19 protein-coding genes and 1 other annotated feature are annotated in these 16,600 nt (G+C 50.3%); of the genes, 4 read left to right on the top strand and 15 right to left on the bottom strand.

The annotated features are described in order from the left end of the window. Nucleotides 1-42: 42 nt before the first annotated feature. The 13 genes from OGV89_RS22025 to thrS all read right to left on the bottom strand — a co-directional run bounded on the left by OGV89_RS22025 (nucleotide 43) and on the right by thrS (nucleotide 11,350). Nucleotides 43-756 (bottom strand): EAL domain-containing protein, encoded by a 714-nt coding sequence (locus OGV89_RS22025; protein ID WP_003836643.1) that lies wholly within the window; start codon nucleotides 754-756, stop codon nucleotides 43-45. Between the two features lie 316 nt (nucleotides 757-1,072). Then, nucleotides 1,073-1,537 (bottom strand): NlpC/P60 family protein, encoded by a 465-nt coding sequence (locus OGV89_RS22020; protein ID WP_003836644.1) that lies wholly within the window; start codon nucleotides 1,535-1,537, stop codon nucleotides 1,073-1,075. Between the two features lie 77 nt (nucleotides 1,538-1,614). Further along, nucleotides 1,615-2,364: a vitamin B12 ABC transporter ATP-binding protein BtuD gene (btuD, locus tag OGV89_RS22015; protein ID WP_003030567.1), complete on the bottom strand. Its 750-nt coding sequence runs from the start codon at nucleotides 2,362-2,364 to the stop codon at nucleotides 1,615-1,617. Continuing rightward, a complete protein-coding gene (locus OGV89_RS22010; protein WP_003030569.1) occupies nucleotides 2,364-2,915 on the bottom strand; it encodes a glutathione peroxidase in 552 nt (183 codons plus the stop codon). Before OGV89_RS22010 ends, btuD begins: the two co-directional genes overlap by 1 nt. Nucleotides 2,916-2,975: 60 nt before the next feature. Continuing rightward, nucleotides 2,976-3,956 carry a vitamin B12 ABC transporter permease BtuC gene (gene btuC / locus OGV89_RS22005; RefSeq protein ID WP_003832584.1) on the bottom strand — a complete coding sequence of 327 codons (981 nt, stop codon included), beginning with the start codon at nucleotides 3,954-3,956 and terminating at the stop codon, nucleotides 2,976-2,978. A gap of 153 nt (nucleotides 3,957-4,109) precedes the next feature. Beyond that, nucleotides 4,110-4,409, bottom strand: a complete 300-nt coding sequence (ihfA, locus tag OGV89_RS22000) for an integration host factor subunit alpha (RefSeq protein WP_003030571.1) — start codon at nucleotides 4,407-4,409, stop codon at nucleotides 4,110-4,112. 4 nt (nucleotides 4,410-4,413) lie between these two features. Next, nucleotides 4,414-6,801: a phenylalanine--tRNA ligase subunit beta gene (pheT, locus tag OGV89_RS21995; RefSeq protein WP_003030574.1), complete on the bottom strand. Its 2,388-nt coding sequence runs from the start codon at nucleotides 6,799-6,801 to the stop codon at nucleotides 4,414-4,416. Between the two features lie 15 nt (nucleotides 6,802-6,816). After that, nucleotides 6,817-7,800, bottom strand: coding sequence for a phenylalanine--tRNA ligase subunit alpha (gene pheS / locus OGV89_RS21990; RefSeq protein WP_003832580.1), 984 nt, complete (start codon nucleotides 7,798-7,800; stop codon nucleotides 6,817-6,819). Nucleotides 7,801-7,924: 124 nt separating this feature from the next. Beyond that, nucleotides 7,925-8,049 (bottom strand) — a sequence feature (Phe leader region). After that, the gene (gene pheM, locus OGV89_RS21985; RefSeq protein ID WP_001386830.1) at nucleotides 8,000-8,044 is read right to left on the bottom strand and encodes a pheST operon leader peptide PheM; all 45 of its coding nucleotides are present in this window, start codon (nucleotides 8,042-8,044) and stop codon (nucleotides 8,000-8,002) included. Its footprint overlaps the feature before it by 45 nt. 120 nt (nucleotides 8,050-8,169) lie before the next feature. Then, nucleotides 8,170-8,526 (bottom strand): 50S ribosomal protein L20, encoded by a 357-nt coding sequence (gene rplT / locus OGV89_RS21980; RefSeq protein ID WP_003030578.1) that lies wholly within the window; start codon nucleotides 8,524-8,526, stop codon nucleotides 8,170-8,172. Between the two features lie 55 nt (nucleotides 8,527-8,581). Continuing rightward, complete coding sequence (gene rpmI / locus OGV89_RS21975) at nucleotides 8,582-8,779, bottom strand: 50S ribosomal protein L35 (protein ID WP_003030583.1); 198 nt, start codon at nucleotides 8,777-8,779, stop codon at nucleotides 8,582-8,584. Nucleotides 8,780-8,875: 96 nt separating this feature from the next. Then, nucleotides 8,876-9,418, bottom strand: a complete 543-nt coding sequence (infC, locus tag OGV89_RS21970) for a translation initiation factor IF-3 (protein WP_048997935.1) — start codon at nucleotides 9,416-9,418, stop codon at nucleotides 8,876-8,878. 3 nt (nucleotides 9,419-9,421) lie between these two features. Next, nucleotides 9,422-11,350 carry a threonine--tRNA ligase gene (thrS, locus tag OGV89_RS21965; RefSeq protein ID WP_003832572.1) on the bottom strand — a complete coding sequence of 643 codons (1,929 nt, stop codon included), beginning with the start codon at nucleotides 11,348-11,350 and terminating at the stop codon, nucleotides 9,422-9,424. A 304-nt stretch (nucleotides 11,351-11,654) separates the two neighbouring features. Here thrS and yniD point away from each other — a divergent pair, with 304 nt between their 5' ends. After that, nucleotides 11,655-11,762, top strand: coding sequence for a small membrane protein YniD (gene yniD, locus OGV89_RS21960; RefSeq protein ID WP_003030590.1), 108 nt, complete (start codon nucleotides 11,655-11,657; stop codon nucleotides 11,760-11,762). A 164-nt stretch (nucleotides 11,763-11,926) separates the two neighbouring features. Here the strand turns inward: yniD and OGV89_RS21955 are convergent, their stop codons facing one another. After that, nucleotides 11,927-12,685 (bottom strand): DUF481 domain-containing protein, encoded by a 759-nt coding sequence (locus OGV89_RS21955; protein ID WP_003030592.1) that lies wholly within the window; start codon nucleotides 12,683-12,685, stop codon nucleotides 11,927-11,929. Nucleotides 12,686-12,972: 287 nt separating this feature from the next. Here OGV89_RS21955 and pfkB point away from each other — a divergent pair, with 287 nt between their 5' ends. Next, complete coding sequence (pfkB, locus tag OGV89_RS21950; RefSeq protein WP_119174167.1) at nucleotides 12,973-13,902, top strand: 6-phosphofructokinase II; 930 nt, start codon at nucleotides 12,973-12,975, stop codon at nucleotides 13,900-13,902. A gap of 270 nt (nucleotides 13,903-14,172) precedes the next feature. Continuing rightward, nucleotides 14,173-15,033, top strand: coding sequence for a fructosamine kinase family protein (locus OGV89_RS21945; protein ID WP_003030598.1), 861 nt, complete (start codon nucleotides 14,173-14,175; stop codon nucleotides 15,031-15,033). 64 nt (nucleotides 15,034-15,097) lie between these two features. Here OGV89_RS21945 and OGV89_RS21940 read toward each other — a convergent pair whose 3' ends face one another. Then, nucleotides 15,098-15,634, bottom strand: a complete 537-nt coding sequence (locus OGV89_RS21940) for a YniB family protein (protein WP_003030600.1) — start codon at nucleotides 15,632-15,634, stop codon at nucleotides 15,098-15,100. Between the two features lie 167 nt (nucleotides 15,635-15,801). Here OGV89_RS21940 and hxpB point away from each other — a divergent pair, with 167 nt between their 5' ends. After that, nucleotides 15,802-16,470: a hexitol phosphatase HxpB gene (gene hxpB, locus OGV89_RS21935; protein WP_032936086.1), complete on the top strand. Its 669-nt coding sequence runs from the start codon at nucleotides 15,802-15,804 to the stop codon at nucleotides 16,468-16,470. Nucleotides 16,471-16,600: the final 130 nt, after the last annotated feature.

Raw genomic sequence — 16,600 nt, 5'->3', positions numbered from 1 at the left:
GTAGACTGTTAATAGCCTGTTAAACACCAGCAAATAAAAGGGTTATATCTTAGCAAGCGAAATTATCTGCGCAGGAGGCACTGCAGGCCACAATCCTCCCTGCATGGCACTGAATCCCACAGGCAAAACACGCTCCAGCATCTCTTGTGTATCAATTCCGCTAATGATTATTGACTCACAACTGGGAGATAGTTGCGCCAGAATAGCCCGCATAAACGGTTCAAACGAAATATGTGCAATCCTTTGTTGAACAAAGTTTTTATCCAGAACGACGCGTTTGAACAGACCGTCAAAAATTGCCCGGGTTGATATACCGCCAGCACCATAGTTTGTCAGGACTAATGGAAATCGCGCAGCAAGTGCGGCCAATGTTGGATTATCTTTACCTTTGTTTAACTCCGGATAGCTTTCATTAATAGTCAGCTCCAGAAATGAAAATCGTTCAACTTGTGAAGCAAGTTCAGTATCTGATAATAAAGTATTAGCAATTGCTGGCGTTAAATTAATCCAGGCAAATACTTTTCGCTGAATAAAAAAATGTTGGCACGTTTCGATTAATTCTAGTTTTTCTACAAATAAACGACATTGTTCGTCGTCTGACATCCGAGGTAGGACCAGCTCGGTGGGTATACGCACATCCCCATGTGCACTGGCGAAATTGGTGATGATGTCGACGAATTCAAGATCGCCTTTTTCGCTTCTCGCAGGAAGAAAAGAGAACTCAGAATGGTAAAGATTATCCAGTGAAACAATCATCGTGCCAGCCCCGCTGCATGGGTGTTATCCGGCATCCTGTAGCAAAGGATGAAGAAATACGTTACTGCTGATGCAAGTAGAGGCCCTTTCATTTTTCCCTTTTTAGCCGGTAAATCGAATCCTTTTTTTTAGCTTATCCTGATTATAAGCGAATATCCAGCTTTGCACTTTTTAATATCTCGGAATAAATCATATTTTTAGCAAGATACGCTCTTAATGTTCATGGGTATTGTCTAACCAAAAGCAGAAATAAAAGTTAACTTTCAAACGGTGATGTCGAGGCTGCCACTCGATGGCAGCCTCGGAGTTGTGAGGATTAAATACGTCGCGCCTGCCAAAAGTTTTTACGCCAGTAAACGTTATCCAGAGACGAGCGCATCACTCCACGGCTGGTTGAAGCATGAATAAATTGATTATTGGTATCGTAAATACCGACATGCAGACCGCTTTCCCCAGACCCGGTTTTAAAGAAAACCAGATCACCGGGCAGCAAATCGTCTTTATCAATTTCGGTACCAATCTTTGATTGCGTACGCGTATCGCGTGGGAGTTGCAGATCGAATTTATCGCGCATCGTCATCAAAACAAATCCAGAACAATCCACCCCGCTACGACTCATACCACCATAACGATAGGGTGTGCCATGCCAGGTTTGTAGCTGATCATTAAGACCGGCAATAACGGCGATTGAATCCGACAAGCGGGCATTTGGCGCAGGCGCACGATGGCTGCTGCAGCCCGCCAAAAACAATGCTGTGATTAAAAGGAGCCAAAAGCGCATTCAGTACGAATCCTCTGAATTTTATTTTTATACCAATTTAGCGTGGAAATTATATGATTTTCAAGAACCCATTTAACTTAAGTGGTTGATATGAGCATTCTATGCCCTTCAATATCCAAACGTCGGAAGTTGACACCATAGGCCGCAGACAGATTGGCCGGCGTCAGTACCGCATCTCGAGAACCACTGGCAAGCAGTTTCCCACGTTTGAGTAGCCAGGCTTTATGCGCATGGCGTAAGGTGTGATTAAGGTCGTGACTACTCATCACAATCGCTATGCCCTGCAAACACAGCTGACTCAACAATCGATCCAGTGCGTTTTGTTGCGCGACGTCCAGACTGTTCATCGGCTCATCCAGGAGTAAAAGCTGACCTAATGGATTCGCTTGTGGGCAAATCTGCAGAATAACCGCAGCCAGGCGCACACGCTGCCACTCACCGCCGGAGAGTTGGTTCACGCCGCGCCCCAGTTTATCTCCCAGGCCGAGCGCATCGGCGACCTCCTGTAACAGATCGGTACGTGCTTTGTCGGGTTGATGCAGCGTCAGAAAATGCCAGACCGGCATCGCAAACGGCGGATTTTGCTGTTGCGCAAGATAGGCACGATATTGCGCCAGCCTGGCAGCCGGCCATTCCTCCAACGGCATATCACCAAAAGTGATGCTGCCCTCTCCGTTCGTCAGACCCGCCATACGCGCCAACAGCGTACTTTTTCCGGCACCGTTTGGTCCCACTAAATGCAGGATCTCTCCTGCTTTTATCTCACCAGAAAGCGGGCCAAGACGGGTCGATTCCGCGACGTCCTGTAGCTGCATCAATCGAGACATTAGTTTGCCAGCGCCTGCTTGATGGTTTGCACCAGAATGGGATCCTCAGGCGTCATATCCGGTGAGAATCGTTGCAGCACTTTTCCATCGCGACCCACTAAAAACTTCTCGAAATTCCACAGAATATCGTCCGGGTAGAGCGGCGCACGACCTTTGCTCGCCATTCGCTCATAGAACCCACTATCCGCAGGTGCAACGGCCGTTGGCGCGGCATCAATCAGCTTCTGATACAGCGGATGGCGTCCCTCGCCGTTGACGTCAATTTTGCTGAACATCGGGAAAGTTACGCCCCAGGTGGTACTGCAGTACGTTTTTATTTCCTCTTCGCTGCCCGGCTCCTGGCCCAGAAACTGATTGCAAGGGAAACCAAGAACGCTGAAGCCCTGTTGGTGCCAGGTTTTCTGCAGATTCTCCAGTTGCTCGTACTGCGGCGTCAGTCCACATTTTGAAGCAACGTTGACGATTAACAGCACATTTCCGGAATACGGCTGCAGTGAGGTAACCTCGCCGTCGATGGTCGTCACTTCTGTATCGAGGATAGTGTTTTGCATAGCATCTCCAGAACAACAGGTGGATTTTCAGTTTTTAATCATAGACCGAACCAACGCGTTCTAGCGCGCGGCTTTTAACAATAACCAGATAAATACCGGTGCGCCCATGGTGGCCGTCACCACGCCGATAGGTAACTCAGCCGAGGCCAGCACCAGACGCGCGACAACATCAGCAAACAGTAATGCGATTGCACCAGCCAACGCACAACCTGGCAATAAAACACGGTGATCGGTGAGGCCGCACAGTCGCAAAATATGCGGTATCACAAGCCCAATAAAACCAATCGCCCCTGCCAGAGCCACGCTCACGCCGACCATCCAGCCCGTGGCGACCACCAGCAGGTTGCGCCAGAACCATAGGGGCAGCCCCAGCTGACGAGCAGACGTCTCTCCTAATGCCAGCATATTCATCGGCTGCGACTGACAGCAGATCCACACCAGTACCGGAATCAACGCCACCATGAGCCAGGCCTGATGCCAGTCTACGCCACCGAAGCCCCCCATCATCCAGTACATCAGCTGTCGTAAGTCAAATGATGTGGAGAAGTAGATGGCCCATGTCATCAGCGCGCTACAGATAATCCCCAGCGCCACCCCTGCCAGCAGCAGACGACTGGTAGACAAATGACGGCGGGCGAAACGTAGCAGTATGAGCGTGATAATCAGCGCCCCGGCAATGGCGCAAAGGCCCAATGCCCAGCCGGGAAGTTGCCCCTGCCCCAGCAGCACCGCCGCGATAAGCCCGACTCCCGCGCCGTTAGACACGCCTAATAATCCCGGCTCGGCGAGCGGATTTTCAAAGAGAGCTTGCATCACTGCGCCTGATAAGGCCAACGCAGCGCCTACCAGCAAAACGGCAAGGGTACGGGGAAGTCGGATTTGCCAGACGAACAGATCGCCGCGGGCGCTGAACCAGTCGCCGGGAGCGATCCATTGTTCTCCTGCGCACAAGCTTAGAATCGTTGCCAGTAGCATAAGTACTGACAGTGACAGTATCCAGCGCACATTTCGACGCTGCTGTTGATGGGCGAAAGTCAGCATGTTTTCCATTCTGCTGAAAAGAGATGAAGGTGATTCTACGGTGCTGATTCGGTAGTGAAAAGGAAAAAGGCCGCAGAGCGGCCTTTTTAGTTATATATCATGGTTTGCGCTGCCGCTTTGATGGCAGAGCAAGTGACTTAACGGATCGTTAAATCACTCTTCTTTGGGCGTTGCGTTTTCGACCCGGCTTTTTAACTTCTGTCCGGGTCTGAAGGTCACCACGCGCCGTGCTGTAATGGGAATATCTTCGCCCGTTTTCGGGTTACGGCCCGGACGTTGATTCTTATCACGCAGATCGAAGTTACCAAAACCAGAGAGTTTTACCTGCTCACCATTTTCCAGAGCACGACGGATCTCTTCGAAAAACAGCTCGACCAGTTCTTTGGCATCCCGCTTGCTAAGCCCAAGCTTATCAAACAGATATTCTGACATTTCAGCTTTTGTAAGCGCCATAGGTTCAATCCCTCAATGATGCCTGGAATCGCTCTTTTAATGCCTCTACACATTTGGCGACGGTAGCGGCAATCTCCTCTTCTTCAAGTGTACGGCTGGTATCCTGAAGGATCAGGCTGATAGCGAGGCTCTTATAACCCTCCGCAACACCCTTACCGCGGTACACGTCAAATAAGTTTACGCCAACTACCTGATTTACGCCAACTTTCTTACACTCGGATAAAATATCCGCAGCGGGAACGTTTTCGGCCACAACAACCGCGATGTCGCGACGGTTCGCCGGGAAGCGAGAAACTTCACGCGCCTGAGGCACCACGCGGTCTGCGAGCTTATTCCACTCCAGTTCAAACACCAGAGTGCGACCGTTCAGATCCAGTTTACGTTCCAGTTCAGGATGAACAACCCCAATGAAACCAATACGTTCACCTTTCAGATAAATCGCCGCAGACTGACCCGGATGCAGTGCTGGATTCGCTTCAGCTTTGAACTGAATGTCTGCCAGTTTGCCGGTCAGGTCGAGAACCGCTTCCAGATCGCCTTTCAGATCATAGAAATCAACGGTCTCTTTTGCCAGATTCCAGTGTTCATCATGACGGTTACCGCAGATCACGCCCGCCAGCATCAGATCCTGACGGATCCCGAGATTGGCCTGTGTATCCGGTACGAAACGTAAACCCGTTTCAAAAATACGTACGCGGTTCTGCTGACGGTTCTGGTTATACACTACCGTAGACAGCAAGCCGGTCCACAGGGACAAACGCATAGCCGACATATCAATAGAAATTGGGCTTGGCAGCAGCAGCGCTTCTTCACCCGGGTGCAGCAGCGACTGGACTTTCGGGTCGACGAAGCTGTAGGTAATTACTTCCTGGTAGCCTTTGTCATTCAGCATGGTTTTTACACGTTTCAGCGATAAATCCGCTTCACGATGCGTACCCATGATAAGACCCGCCTGAATCGGCGTGTTCGGGATATTGTCATAACCGTATACGCGGGCGACTTCTTCGACCAGGTCTTCTTCGATTTCCATATCGAAACGCCAGCTCGGCGCGACCGCTTTCCACTCATCCTGCCCTTCCGTCACGTCACAACCCAGACGACGCAGAATGTCGCTCACCTGCTCATCCGCAATATGGTGTCCGATCAGACGATCCAGTTTGCTACGACGAAGCGTAATGGTTGCGCGTTTTGGCAGCGTGTCTTCGTTCGTCACGTCAATGACTGGACCCGCTTCGCCGCCGCAGATATCGATCAGCAGGCGCGTTGCACGTTCCATGGCCTTATGTTGCAGAGCCGGATCAACACCACGCTCATAGCGGTGAGAAGCATCGGTGTGCAGACCGTGACGACGTGCGCGACCGGTAATAGACAGCGGGCTGAAGAATGCACATTCCAGCAGGACGTTTTGCGTTTCATCATTCACGCCGGAATGTTCGCCACCAAAGATGCCGCCCATCGCCAGCGCTTTGTTATGGTCCGCAATCACCAGCGTATCCGCATTCAGCTTCGCTTCGCTGCCATCCAGCAATACCAGGGTCTCACCCTCTTTTGCCATACGGACAACAATTCCGCCTTCAATGCGGTCTTTGTCGAATGCGTGCATCGGCTGGCCCAGTTCGAGCAGCACATAGTTAGTCACGTCAACCACGGCATCGATTGAACGAATACCGCAACGACGCAGTTTTTCTTTCATCCACAGCGGGGTCGGCGCTTTAACATTGATGCCTTTAACCACGCGGCCCAGATAGCGTGGACAGGCTTCCACGGCTTCAACCTGAATCGGCAGGACGTCGCTAATGGTTGCCGCTACAGGCGCGATTTCCGGCTCAACCAGCGGAGCTTTATTCAGCACAGCAACATCACGTGCGACACCGATAATGCCTAAGCAGTCGGCGCGGTTCGGCGTGACGCTGATTTCGATAGTGTTGTCGTCAAGCTTCAGGTATTCACGGATATCGGTGCCAATTGGCGCATCGGCCGGCAGTTCGATAATCCCGTTATGATCGTCGGAAATACCCAGCTCAGAGAATGAGCACAGCATACCTTCAGACGGCTCACCGCGCAGTTTCGCGGCTTTGATTTTGAAATCGCCCGGCAGAACGGCACCAACGGTTGCCACAGCCACTTTCAACCCCTGACGGCAGTTTGGCGCACCGCAGACGATATCCAGCAGACGGTCGCCGCCTACATTCACTTTGGTGACACGCAGTTTGTCAGCGTTCGGGTGCTGGCCACATTCAACCACTTCACCCACCACAACGCCGTTGAACGCGCCGGAAACAGGTTCCACACCGTCAACTTCCAGACCTGCCATTGTGATTTGGTTTGACAGAGCATCGCTATCAATCGCCGGGTTTACCCATTCGCGTAACCACAGTTCACTGAATTTCATTGTTTTATCCTGCCTTTATTTAAACTGTTTGAGGAAACGCAGATCGTTTTCGAAGAAAGAACGCAGATCGGTAACACCGTAACGCAGCATGGTCAGACGCTCCATCCCCATACCAAATGCAAAGCCCGAGTAGATTTCCGGATCGATGCCAACATTACGCAGCACGTTCGGGTGAACCATCCCGCAACCCAGTACTTCCAGCCACTTACCGTTTTTGCCCATCACGTCTACTTCCGCAGAAGGTTCAGTGAACGGGAAGTAGGAAGGACGGAAACGAACCTGCAGGTCTTCTTCAAAGAAGTTGCGCAGGAAATCGTGCAGCGTGCCTTTCAGGTTGGTGAAGTTGATGTTGGTATCAACAATCAGCCCTTCCATCTGATGGAACATCGGGGTGTGAGTCTGATCGTAATCGTTACGATATACACGGCCCGGGGCGATAATACGGATCGGCGGCTGTTTTTCCTTCATGGTGCGGATCTGCACGCCGGAAGTCTGCGTACGCAGCAAACGCGTCGCGTCAAACCAGAAAGTGTCGTGGTCAGCGCGCGCCGGATGATGGCCAGGAATGTTCAGCGCATCGAAGTTATGATAGTCATCTTCGATTTCCGGACCAGTCGCCACGGTAAAGCCCAGCTCACCAAAGAAACTTTCAATCCTGTCAATTGTACGCGTTACAGGATGCAGACCGCCGTTTTCGATACGACGCCCTGGCAGGGAGATATCGATAGTTTCTTCTGCCAGACGAGCATTCAGGGCAGCACTTTCTAATTCGGCCTTACGCGCGTTCAGCGCTTGCTGCACCTGCTCTTTGGCTTCGTTTATCACCGCACCTGCTGCCGGGCGCTCTTCTGGCGGCAGTTCGCGCAGGGTTGTCATCTGAAGGGTCAGGTGCCCTTTCTTGCCCAAATATTCGACGCGGACATTGTCTAACGCGGCAACATCTGAAGCCTGGTTAATGGCGGCTGTTGCACTGGCAACCAGCTCTGCGAGATGTGACATGGTTTTCCTCGTTATGTTGCGATATTCACTAGTCGCTCATATATACGCAAAATCATTCAAGTTGTATCAACGCAGCAAAAGAGCGAATGCAGCCAATACAGAGACAACTTGAAGGATGACGCGTATAAAAAAAGCCTCCACCAGGGAGGCTTTTAGGCGCTGTTTTCCGTTTCTTCTTTCACGCGCAAGCCTCCTGATTTCAGGTGCTAAAGTAAAAGAAGAAGCGGAAAATAGCAGCATTCATGCTTGCGTTACCTTGTGTGGTAAAAACCGGACAACCTTTATTGAAAAGGCTTACGGATAAATTGTCAACTAATTGATTGTACTGCAAATAAAAGAGAGGGAGCCAGGCTCCCTCTTTTCACCGGCTTATGCCAGAGCTGCTTTCGCTTTTTCGACCAGAGCGGTGAACGCTACTTTGTCGAATACTGCGATATCAGCCAGGATCTTACGGTCGATTTCAACAGAGGCTTTTTTCAGGCCGTTGATGAATTTGCTGTAAGAAATACCGTTCTGACGTGCTGCTGCGTTGATACGCGCAATCCACAGTTGACGGAACTGACGCTTTTTCTGACGACGGTCACGATAAGCGTACTGACCAGCTTTGATAACAGCCTGGAAGGCAACGCGGTATACGCGAGAACGCGCACCGTAGTAGCCTTTAGCTTGTTTCAAAATTTTCTTGTGACGTGCACGGGCAACTACACCACGTTTTACGCGAGCCATATGTGCTCTCCTGTATCTATATTCTTAGTAAAAAAATGAATTAAACGTTAACGGCTTATGCGTACGGCAGGCACGCGATAACCAGACCCAGATCGCCTTTAGACACGAGGCCTTTTGGACGCAGGTGACGTTTACGCTTAGTAGATTTTTTGGTCAGAATATGACGCAGGTTTGCGTGCTTACGCTTAAATCCACCACCACCGGTTTTTTTGAAACGCTTAGCAGCACCGCGTACGGTCTTAATTTTTGGCATTTTAATAACTTCCACTTCGCATTGTTAATAAACGAAACGTAGGCGAACAACGGCTGTGGAACCCGTAGGCTCCACAGACATTGCTACTTGAAGGCCTTACTGTTTCTTCTTAGGAGCGAGCACCATGATCATCTGGCGGCCTTCGATCTTCGTAGGGAAGGATTCGACTACTGCCAGTTCACTCAGATCGTCACGGACGCGGTTGAGCACTTCCATACCGATCTGTTGGTGGGCCATCTCACGACCGCGAAAACGCAGCGTGATCTTAGCCTTATCGCCATCTTCCAGAAAGCGTACCAGGCTGCGGAGTTTTACCTGGTAATCGCCATCGTCGGTGCCAGGACGGAATTTAATTTCCTTAACCTGGATAACTTTTTGCTTTTTCTTCTGTTCCTTAGAAGACTTACTCTTTTCATAAAGGAACTTGCCGTAGTCCATAATACGACAAACTGGCGGTTCGGCGTTAGGGCTGATTTCAACTAAATCTACTCCAGCTTCTTCAGCTTTTTCGATCGCTTCTCTCAGACTCACAATACCCAAAGCTTCGCCTTCCAGACCTGTTAAGCGAACTTCCAGGGCGCGAATCTCGCCATTGATACGATTCGGACGTGCCGTTTGAACTCGTTTTCCGCCTTTAATACCTTATTCCTCCAGTTGTTGAAGACTGCGGCTGCGAATCTCTTGTTGCAGCTTCTCAATCACTTCATTTACGTCCAGGCTGCCCAAGTCTTTGCCACGACGGGTGCGCACGGCAACTTTGCCTGCTTCTACCTCTTTGTCGCCACAGACCAACATGTAAGGGACACGACGTAAAGTGTGCTCGCGGATTTTAAAGCCAATCTTCTCATTTCTCAAGTCTGCTTTTACACGAATACCCGCATTTTGTAGTTTCTGCGTTAATTCGTTAACGTATTCAGACTGAGAATCGGTGATGTTCATGACCACAACCTGAACCGGCGCAAGCCAGGTCGGGAAGAAGCCAGCGAACTCTTCGGTCAGGATACCGATGAAACGTTCCATCGACCCAAGAATTGCACGGTGAATCATAACCGGCACCTGACGTTCGTTGTTTTCGCCAACGTAAGAGGCGCTTAAACGGGACGGCAGGGAGAAGTCCAGCTGTACAGTACCGCACTGCCATGCACGATCGAGGCAGTCATACAGGGTAAATTCAATTTTCGGACCGTAGAACGCGCCCTCACCCAGTTGGAACTCAAACGGGATGTTGTTTTCTTCCAGCGCAACGGCCAGGTCAGCTTCAGCACGGTCCCACATTTCATCGCTACCGATACGTTTTTCGGGGCGAGTGGACAGTTTGACGACGATTTTCTCGAAGCCAAAGGTGCTGTACATATCGTAGACCATACGAATGCACGCGTTAACTTCATCACGAATCTGCTCTTCAGTACAGAAGATATGCGCATCATCTTGAGTGAAGCCACGAACACGCATCAGTCCATGCAGCGCACCTGACGGTTCATTACGGTGGCAGCTACCAAACTCAGCCATACGCAGCGGCAGATCGCGATAGGATTTCAGACCCTGATTAAAGATCTGTACGTGGCCAGGGCAGTTCATTGGCTTAATGCAGTATTCACGGTTCTCAGAAGAGGTGGTGAACATCGCATCTTTGTAGTTGTCCCAGTGACCTGTTTTTTCCCACAGCACGCGGTCCATCATGAACGGACCTTTCACTTCCTGATACTGGTATTCTTTCAGTTTTGAGCGAACAAAGACTTCCAGTTCACGGAAGATAGTCCAGCCATCGTTGTGCCAGAACACCATACCCGGCGCTTCTTCCTGCATGTGATACAGGTCAAGCTGTTTACCGATTTTACGGTGATCGCGTTTGGCCGCTTCTTCCAGACGTTGCAGGTAGGCATTCAGGGCTTTTTTATCTGCCCATGCAGTACCATAAATACGCTGCAGCATCTTGTTATTGCTGTCGCCACGCCAGTATGCCCCTGCGGTCTTCATCAGTTTGAAGTGATGGCAGAAACGCATATTCGGCACGTGCGGGCCACGGCACATATCGACATATTCTTCATGATGGTACAAGCCAGGCTTGTCATCATGGGCAATGTTTTCATCAAGAATGGAGACTTTATAGGTCTCGCCACGCTTCACGAAGGTTTCACGCGCTTCGTACCAGCTGACTTTCTTCTTAATGACATCGTAGTTTTTCTCAGCGAGCTCGTGCATCCGCTTCTCAAGCGCGTCGACGTCTTCCTGGGTTAACGTACGGTCAAGATCGATATCGTAGTAAAAACCGTTATCAACAACCGGTCCGATCGCCATTTTGGTGTGCGGCCAGAGTTGTTTGATCGCGTGCCCTAACAGGTGCGCACAGGAGTGACGAATGATCTCCAGACCTTCTTCATCCTTCGCGGTGATGATGGAGAGCTTCGCATCATGCTCAATCAGATCGGAAGCATCTACCAGCTCACCGTCAACACGGCCAGCAATAGTGGCTTTCGCCAGACCTGGACCGATGTCCAGCGCAACATCCATGGGGCTTACAGCGTGGTCGTAATGGCGTTGGCTGCCATCAGGAAGAGTAATAACAGGCATGTTATATCCTTATTTGCAGTGGTGACCCACACGTAAGATCACATACAAAGATTCAATATTTAAAATTATCAAAAAGGTGTGGGCTGATTCCCGCTTCACTCTGCGAAATATGTCACTGGTCGCCTTAAAGACCACACTGGACCTACACCCGCTTTTTGATAACACCGTTTGACAGTGTACACGGCATTACGGGTCGATCAAAGCAGCAATCAACGTGCGCTCTATGATGTAAATCAATTCACTGACACCCAACCATCTTTGTTACACTTGCACAAAGTCATCTAACCTGAGCAGGAAAAAAACAATGCCCACAAATCGCTTTGCGAAGAAACACTGGAAGATGGTTGTGATTCTGCTCGTTATTTGTGCGGCCATGTTGATGCTGCGCTGGGCTGCGATGATCTGGGGCTAAATGACGCTCACCCGCTGTTCCGATTTCGTTTATTTATCGATTAATCGAATTCGTCTGAAAATAACGCGTTATGGCCAGGTAGAAAAATAAAACGCAAATTAAATATTAAATAAACTTAACTTTAATTTAGAAAAGCCAGGCCATTTATTTGACCCGGCTTGTCACTACATCCGATAACCGAGAGAAACTGTCGTGCGGCGATCGGTATGCTCCGGCGCTGTTGCCGGCGGTTCAGAGTTCCAGGTCACGTTGTAAGCCACCTTTAACCCAAAGTGTTCGTTGATGGCAACGTTCAGGGCAGTTTCAGAGTTGAGTGTGGTATCGTCAGCGCCGAATACCGACACACCCTGAGTAAACTTGGTATTGTCCGTCATCTGCCATGCGTAGGCCCCGGACGCATAGCCCAGCGGCTGTGTTTCGGTAGTGCCATCCGTGTGCTCGTCATAGCGCACGCCAGGACCGAATTCGAAACGGAAGCTGTGCACAGGCCCGTTGAGGAACTGACGACCATAACCCGCGGTCAGCACGTCACGCTCGCGGTAGCCGTTGTAGCGGTCGGTCAACCAGCTTGCCTGCCCAAAGAGATAGTCATAGTCAGTCATGTTGTAACGACTACGACCACCTACGGCATATTTCTCTGATGAACGCTCATCATTTGAGGAGGTATTGCTGGCATTTCCCCACAGAGACCACGCCGTGGTTTCACCGTACCAGGTCATGGTGGTGTCTGCGGTTAAAGAAGAACTTTTTGTGTTGCCTGACTGGGCGAGATATCCCGCGTTCAGGTTACCTTCAAAGGGTTTTTTCGCGCTGGAAGGGTCATCCATGACAGTAAAAACGGAATCATCGGCGGCAGCATGCATTGACGCAAGCAGGCCTCCCGTCAGCAGCAATGCTGCGGGCACTGTCTTCAAAAGCTTCATTTATTAAGAGTCCGTACAACAAAAAAAGAGACCATTACGGTCTCGGAAACTTTCATATGGATCAATGACAAAAGACCCTTGAAAGGTAACAAATTATAAAAAGACTCGAATAACATAGCAATAAATTCTTATTTCATTTTTTGAATAAGAGCGTTCCTAAACCTTTATTTTATTTATATAACTTTATGACGATAATTTTAAATAAAGATATGAAAAATCATGTTGTTAATTACTTCACTTTCGGGAGGTTAAGTGCCAGACTGAGGACAGCCTAACAGGAGGTAAAGATGGTACGTATCTATACGTTAACACTTGCGCCCTCTCTCGATAGCGCAACAATCACTCCGCAAATTTACCCGGAAGGTAAGCTTCGTTGTACCTCGCCAGTTTTTGAACCCGGCGGCGGCGGCATCAACGTCGCTCGCGCAATTGCCCATCTTGGCGGAACCGCAACGGCGATTTTCCCCGCGGGGGGTGCAACCGGAGAGCATCTTGTTGCATTGCTCGCCGACGAAAATGTTCCCGTATCCACCGTCGAAGCCAAAGATTGGACCCGACAAAATCTTCATGTCCACGTTGAGTCCAGCGGCGAACAGTATCGTTTTGTCATGCCTGGCGCTGCGCTGACCGATGACGAGTTCTACCAACTTCAGGATCAGGTGCTGGAAATTGAATCTGGTGCATTGCTGGTCATCAGCGGTAGTTTGCCGCCCGGCGCACAGCTTGAGAAGTTGACCCGACTGATTACCACCGCACAAAAACAGGGGATCCGCTGTATTGTCGACAGTTCAGGTGAAGCACTGACGGCGGCGTTAGCCATCGGCAATATCGAACTGGTCAAACCTAACCTCAAAGAACTGAGTGCGCTGGTAAATCGAGAACTGACACAGCCCGATGATGTGCGCAAGGCCGCACAGGAAATCGTACATAGTGGAAAAGCGCACCGCGTTGTGGTCTCGCTTGGGCCGCAAGGGGCGCTGGGCGTAGATCGAGATACCTGCGTTCAGGTGGTTCCGCCACCGGTGAAAAGTCAAAGCACCGTAGGCGCGGGCGACAGTATGGTCGGGGCCATGACGCTTAAACTGGCTGAGAATGCACCTTTTGAGGATATTGTCCGTTACGGCGTCGCCGCAGGTAGCGCAGCAACGCTAAATCAGGGTACGCGCCTGTGCTCTTTGGACGACACGCAAAAAATTTATTCGTATCTCACTCAGTAATGACACCGTCCCTCTTTTGAAGACAAAGGGGGATTCTCGCGTAAAACTGTCAGCATGGGTGTTATGCGACTATGATAAAAAATCACGTTATTACAAAGAAGTGAATCATGTGCAGTCAGACGTCTCCACAACGGTACGGGGTGAAGAAGAGCAACAAACATTAAGTGCCTTTCCAGCGATGACGCGTCCGTGCTGTGCGTCAGTTCGTGTTTTTTAACCGCATTCTTGCGCTAACCTTATGATCTGGCAGACAACATGGGGAGAGACATCATGTGGCAGGCTATCAGTCGTCTTTTAAGCGAGCAATTAGGTGAAGGCGAAATCGAACTGCGTAATGAACTGCCCGGCGGAGAGATTCACGCCGCATGGCATTTACGCTATGCGGGGCGAGATTTTTTCGTCAAATGCGATGAAAGAGAGCTGTTAACCGGCTTTACGGCAGAAGCCGATCAGCTGGAGCTACTTTCCCGCAGTCAAACTGTATCGGTACCGAAAGTCTGGGCAGTAGGCGCAGACAGAGATTACAGCTTTCTGGTGATGGATTTCCTCCCTCCCCGTCCGCTTGATGCGCATAACGCGTTTATCCTCGGTCAACAGCTTGCGCATTTGCACGAATGGAGCGACCAGCCTCAGTTTGGTCTCGACTTCGATAACGCGCTCTCTACCACGCCGCAGCCCAATACCTGGCAACGTCGCTGGTCAACCTTTTTCGCCGAGCAGCGTATAGGCTGGCAACTGGAACTCGCCGCTGAAAAAGGCATTGCGTTTGGCAATATTGATGCCATCGTCGAACATGTCCAGCAACGTCTCTCTTCTCATCAGCCGCAGCCGTCTCTCCTGCACGGTGATTTGTGGTCCGGGAACTGCGCCCTCGGCCCTAACGGTCCGTACATCTTTGACCCTGCCTGCTACTGGGGGGACAGAGAGTGCGACCTGGCAATGCTACCGTTACATACCGATCAGCCGCCGCAAATTTATGACGGTTACCAGTCTGTCTCACCACTACCGCTGGACTTTCTTGACAGGCAGCCAATCTACCAGCTCTATACGCTGCTGAATCGAGCAATTCTGTTCGGAGGACAGCATCTGGTTGTGGCGCAGAAAGCGCTGGATAGATTACTCGCTGCTTAACTACGTACCGCGTTGCTTATCAGGCCTGCCGTTTCGCAACATGGCAGGCCCGATAGAGCGGCACTTACAAAAAGCCCAGCAATGAGAAGAAGAAGTAGCCGATCACGATAACGATCACCGGCAAAATATAAAGCGGGAAAATTTGTAAGAAGATCGTATGGTGCGGTACCACAATTCGCGACTCAAGTTGCTCGCGGGATAATCCTTCACTGCCTTTTGCCTGTTCCAGAATCAGCTGATCTTCAACGCCCTCGCGTAAGAAACGTGCCTGGCGGCTCATTCTGGCGCCTGAATCCTGCAACGCCAGACCGATAAAAATCAGGATGAATATCAACCAAAAAACAAGATTCAGTCCACTTTGAAAATCGGGCGTTGGCGAGTTATACCAGAACACGTTAAGAAAAGGTGTATTAACCCGCATCATATCGATCATCACGTGAGCAAAATCGAGCATGACCGCGTTAATTCCTTCCTGCTTTTCGCTGTGCGCATACATAAACTTCAGTACAGAAACCAGTGTTGAAATCAGCGCGGGAATGAAAATTACCCATCCCGCCAGCCTTTTCAAGACGGCAATGCGTCCAGCTTGTTGATACGTCATGAGTTCCCCTTGATAAAGACGTGTCATTTTGGCCTAAGTTTACCCGCTGATAACCATTTTCGCCTGATCTTTAAAGGCGGTATACTGCTGAATTAGCCATAATGAACGCTCAGAGCCTGTTATTACTGGCTCTTAATCCCTTTTATCACCGTAAAGGAGAGGTTGTAATGTCAACCCCGCGTCAAATTCTTGCTGCAATTTTCGATATGGATGGGTTACTGGTCGATTCTGAACCGCTTTGGGATCAGGCTGAACTGGATGTGATAGCAAGTTTAGGCGTTGATATCTCCCGCCGCCATGAACTTCCCGATACTCTTGGCTTACGCATCGATATGGTGGTCGATTTGTGGTTTGCGCAGCAACCGTGGAACGGTCCCTCACGTCAGGAAGTCACCGAGCGCATCATCACCCGGGCCATTGCGTTAGTGGAAGAAACAAAACCACTGCTGCCGGGTGTGCGTGAAGCCGTGGCGTTGTGCAAATCTCAGGGAATCAAAGTAGGACTGGCATCCGCCTCGCCGCTGCATATGCTGGAAAAAGTGCTGACCATGTTTGATCTGCGCAGCAGCTTCGACGCTCTGGCTTCCGCAGAAAAACTGCCCTACAGCAAACCGCACCCGCAGGTTTATCTCGATTGCGCCACAAAACTGGGCATTGACCCGTTAAACTGCGTAGCACTGGAAGATTCGGTAAACGGCATGATTGCTTCGAAAGCCGCCCGTATGCGTTCCATCGTCGTACCAGCGCATGAGAATCAGGAAGATCCCCGCTTCGTTCTTGCCGACGTCAAACTAACCTCGCTCACCGAACTTACTGCCGTTCATCTGCGCGGCTAATCCTGTAACGGGCAATGATCGTATTGCCCGCTCTCTCAGATTTTTTATTTTTAAAACATCGTTTCATTTTTAATTGTGTTTCTGTTTAACCTCTCCTATCCTTGCCCTATAGAGCAAGCGTTAATGACAT

Origin of the sequence: Citrobacter sp. Cf125 (assembly GCF_030333935.1) — a bacterium.
GTDB lineage: Bacteria > Pseudomonadota > Gammaproteobacteria > Enterobacterales > Enterobacteriaceae > Citrobacter > Citrobacter freundii.
The sequence above is the reverse complement of the archived record's forward strand: the minus strand, read 5'-3'. Positions and strand labels throughout refer to the sequence as shown.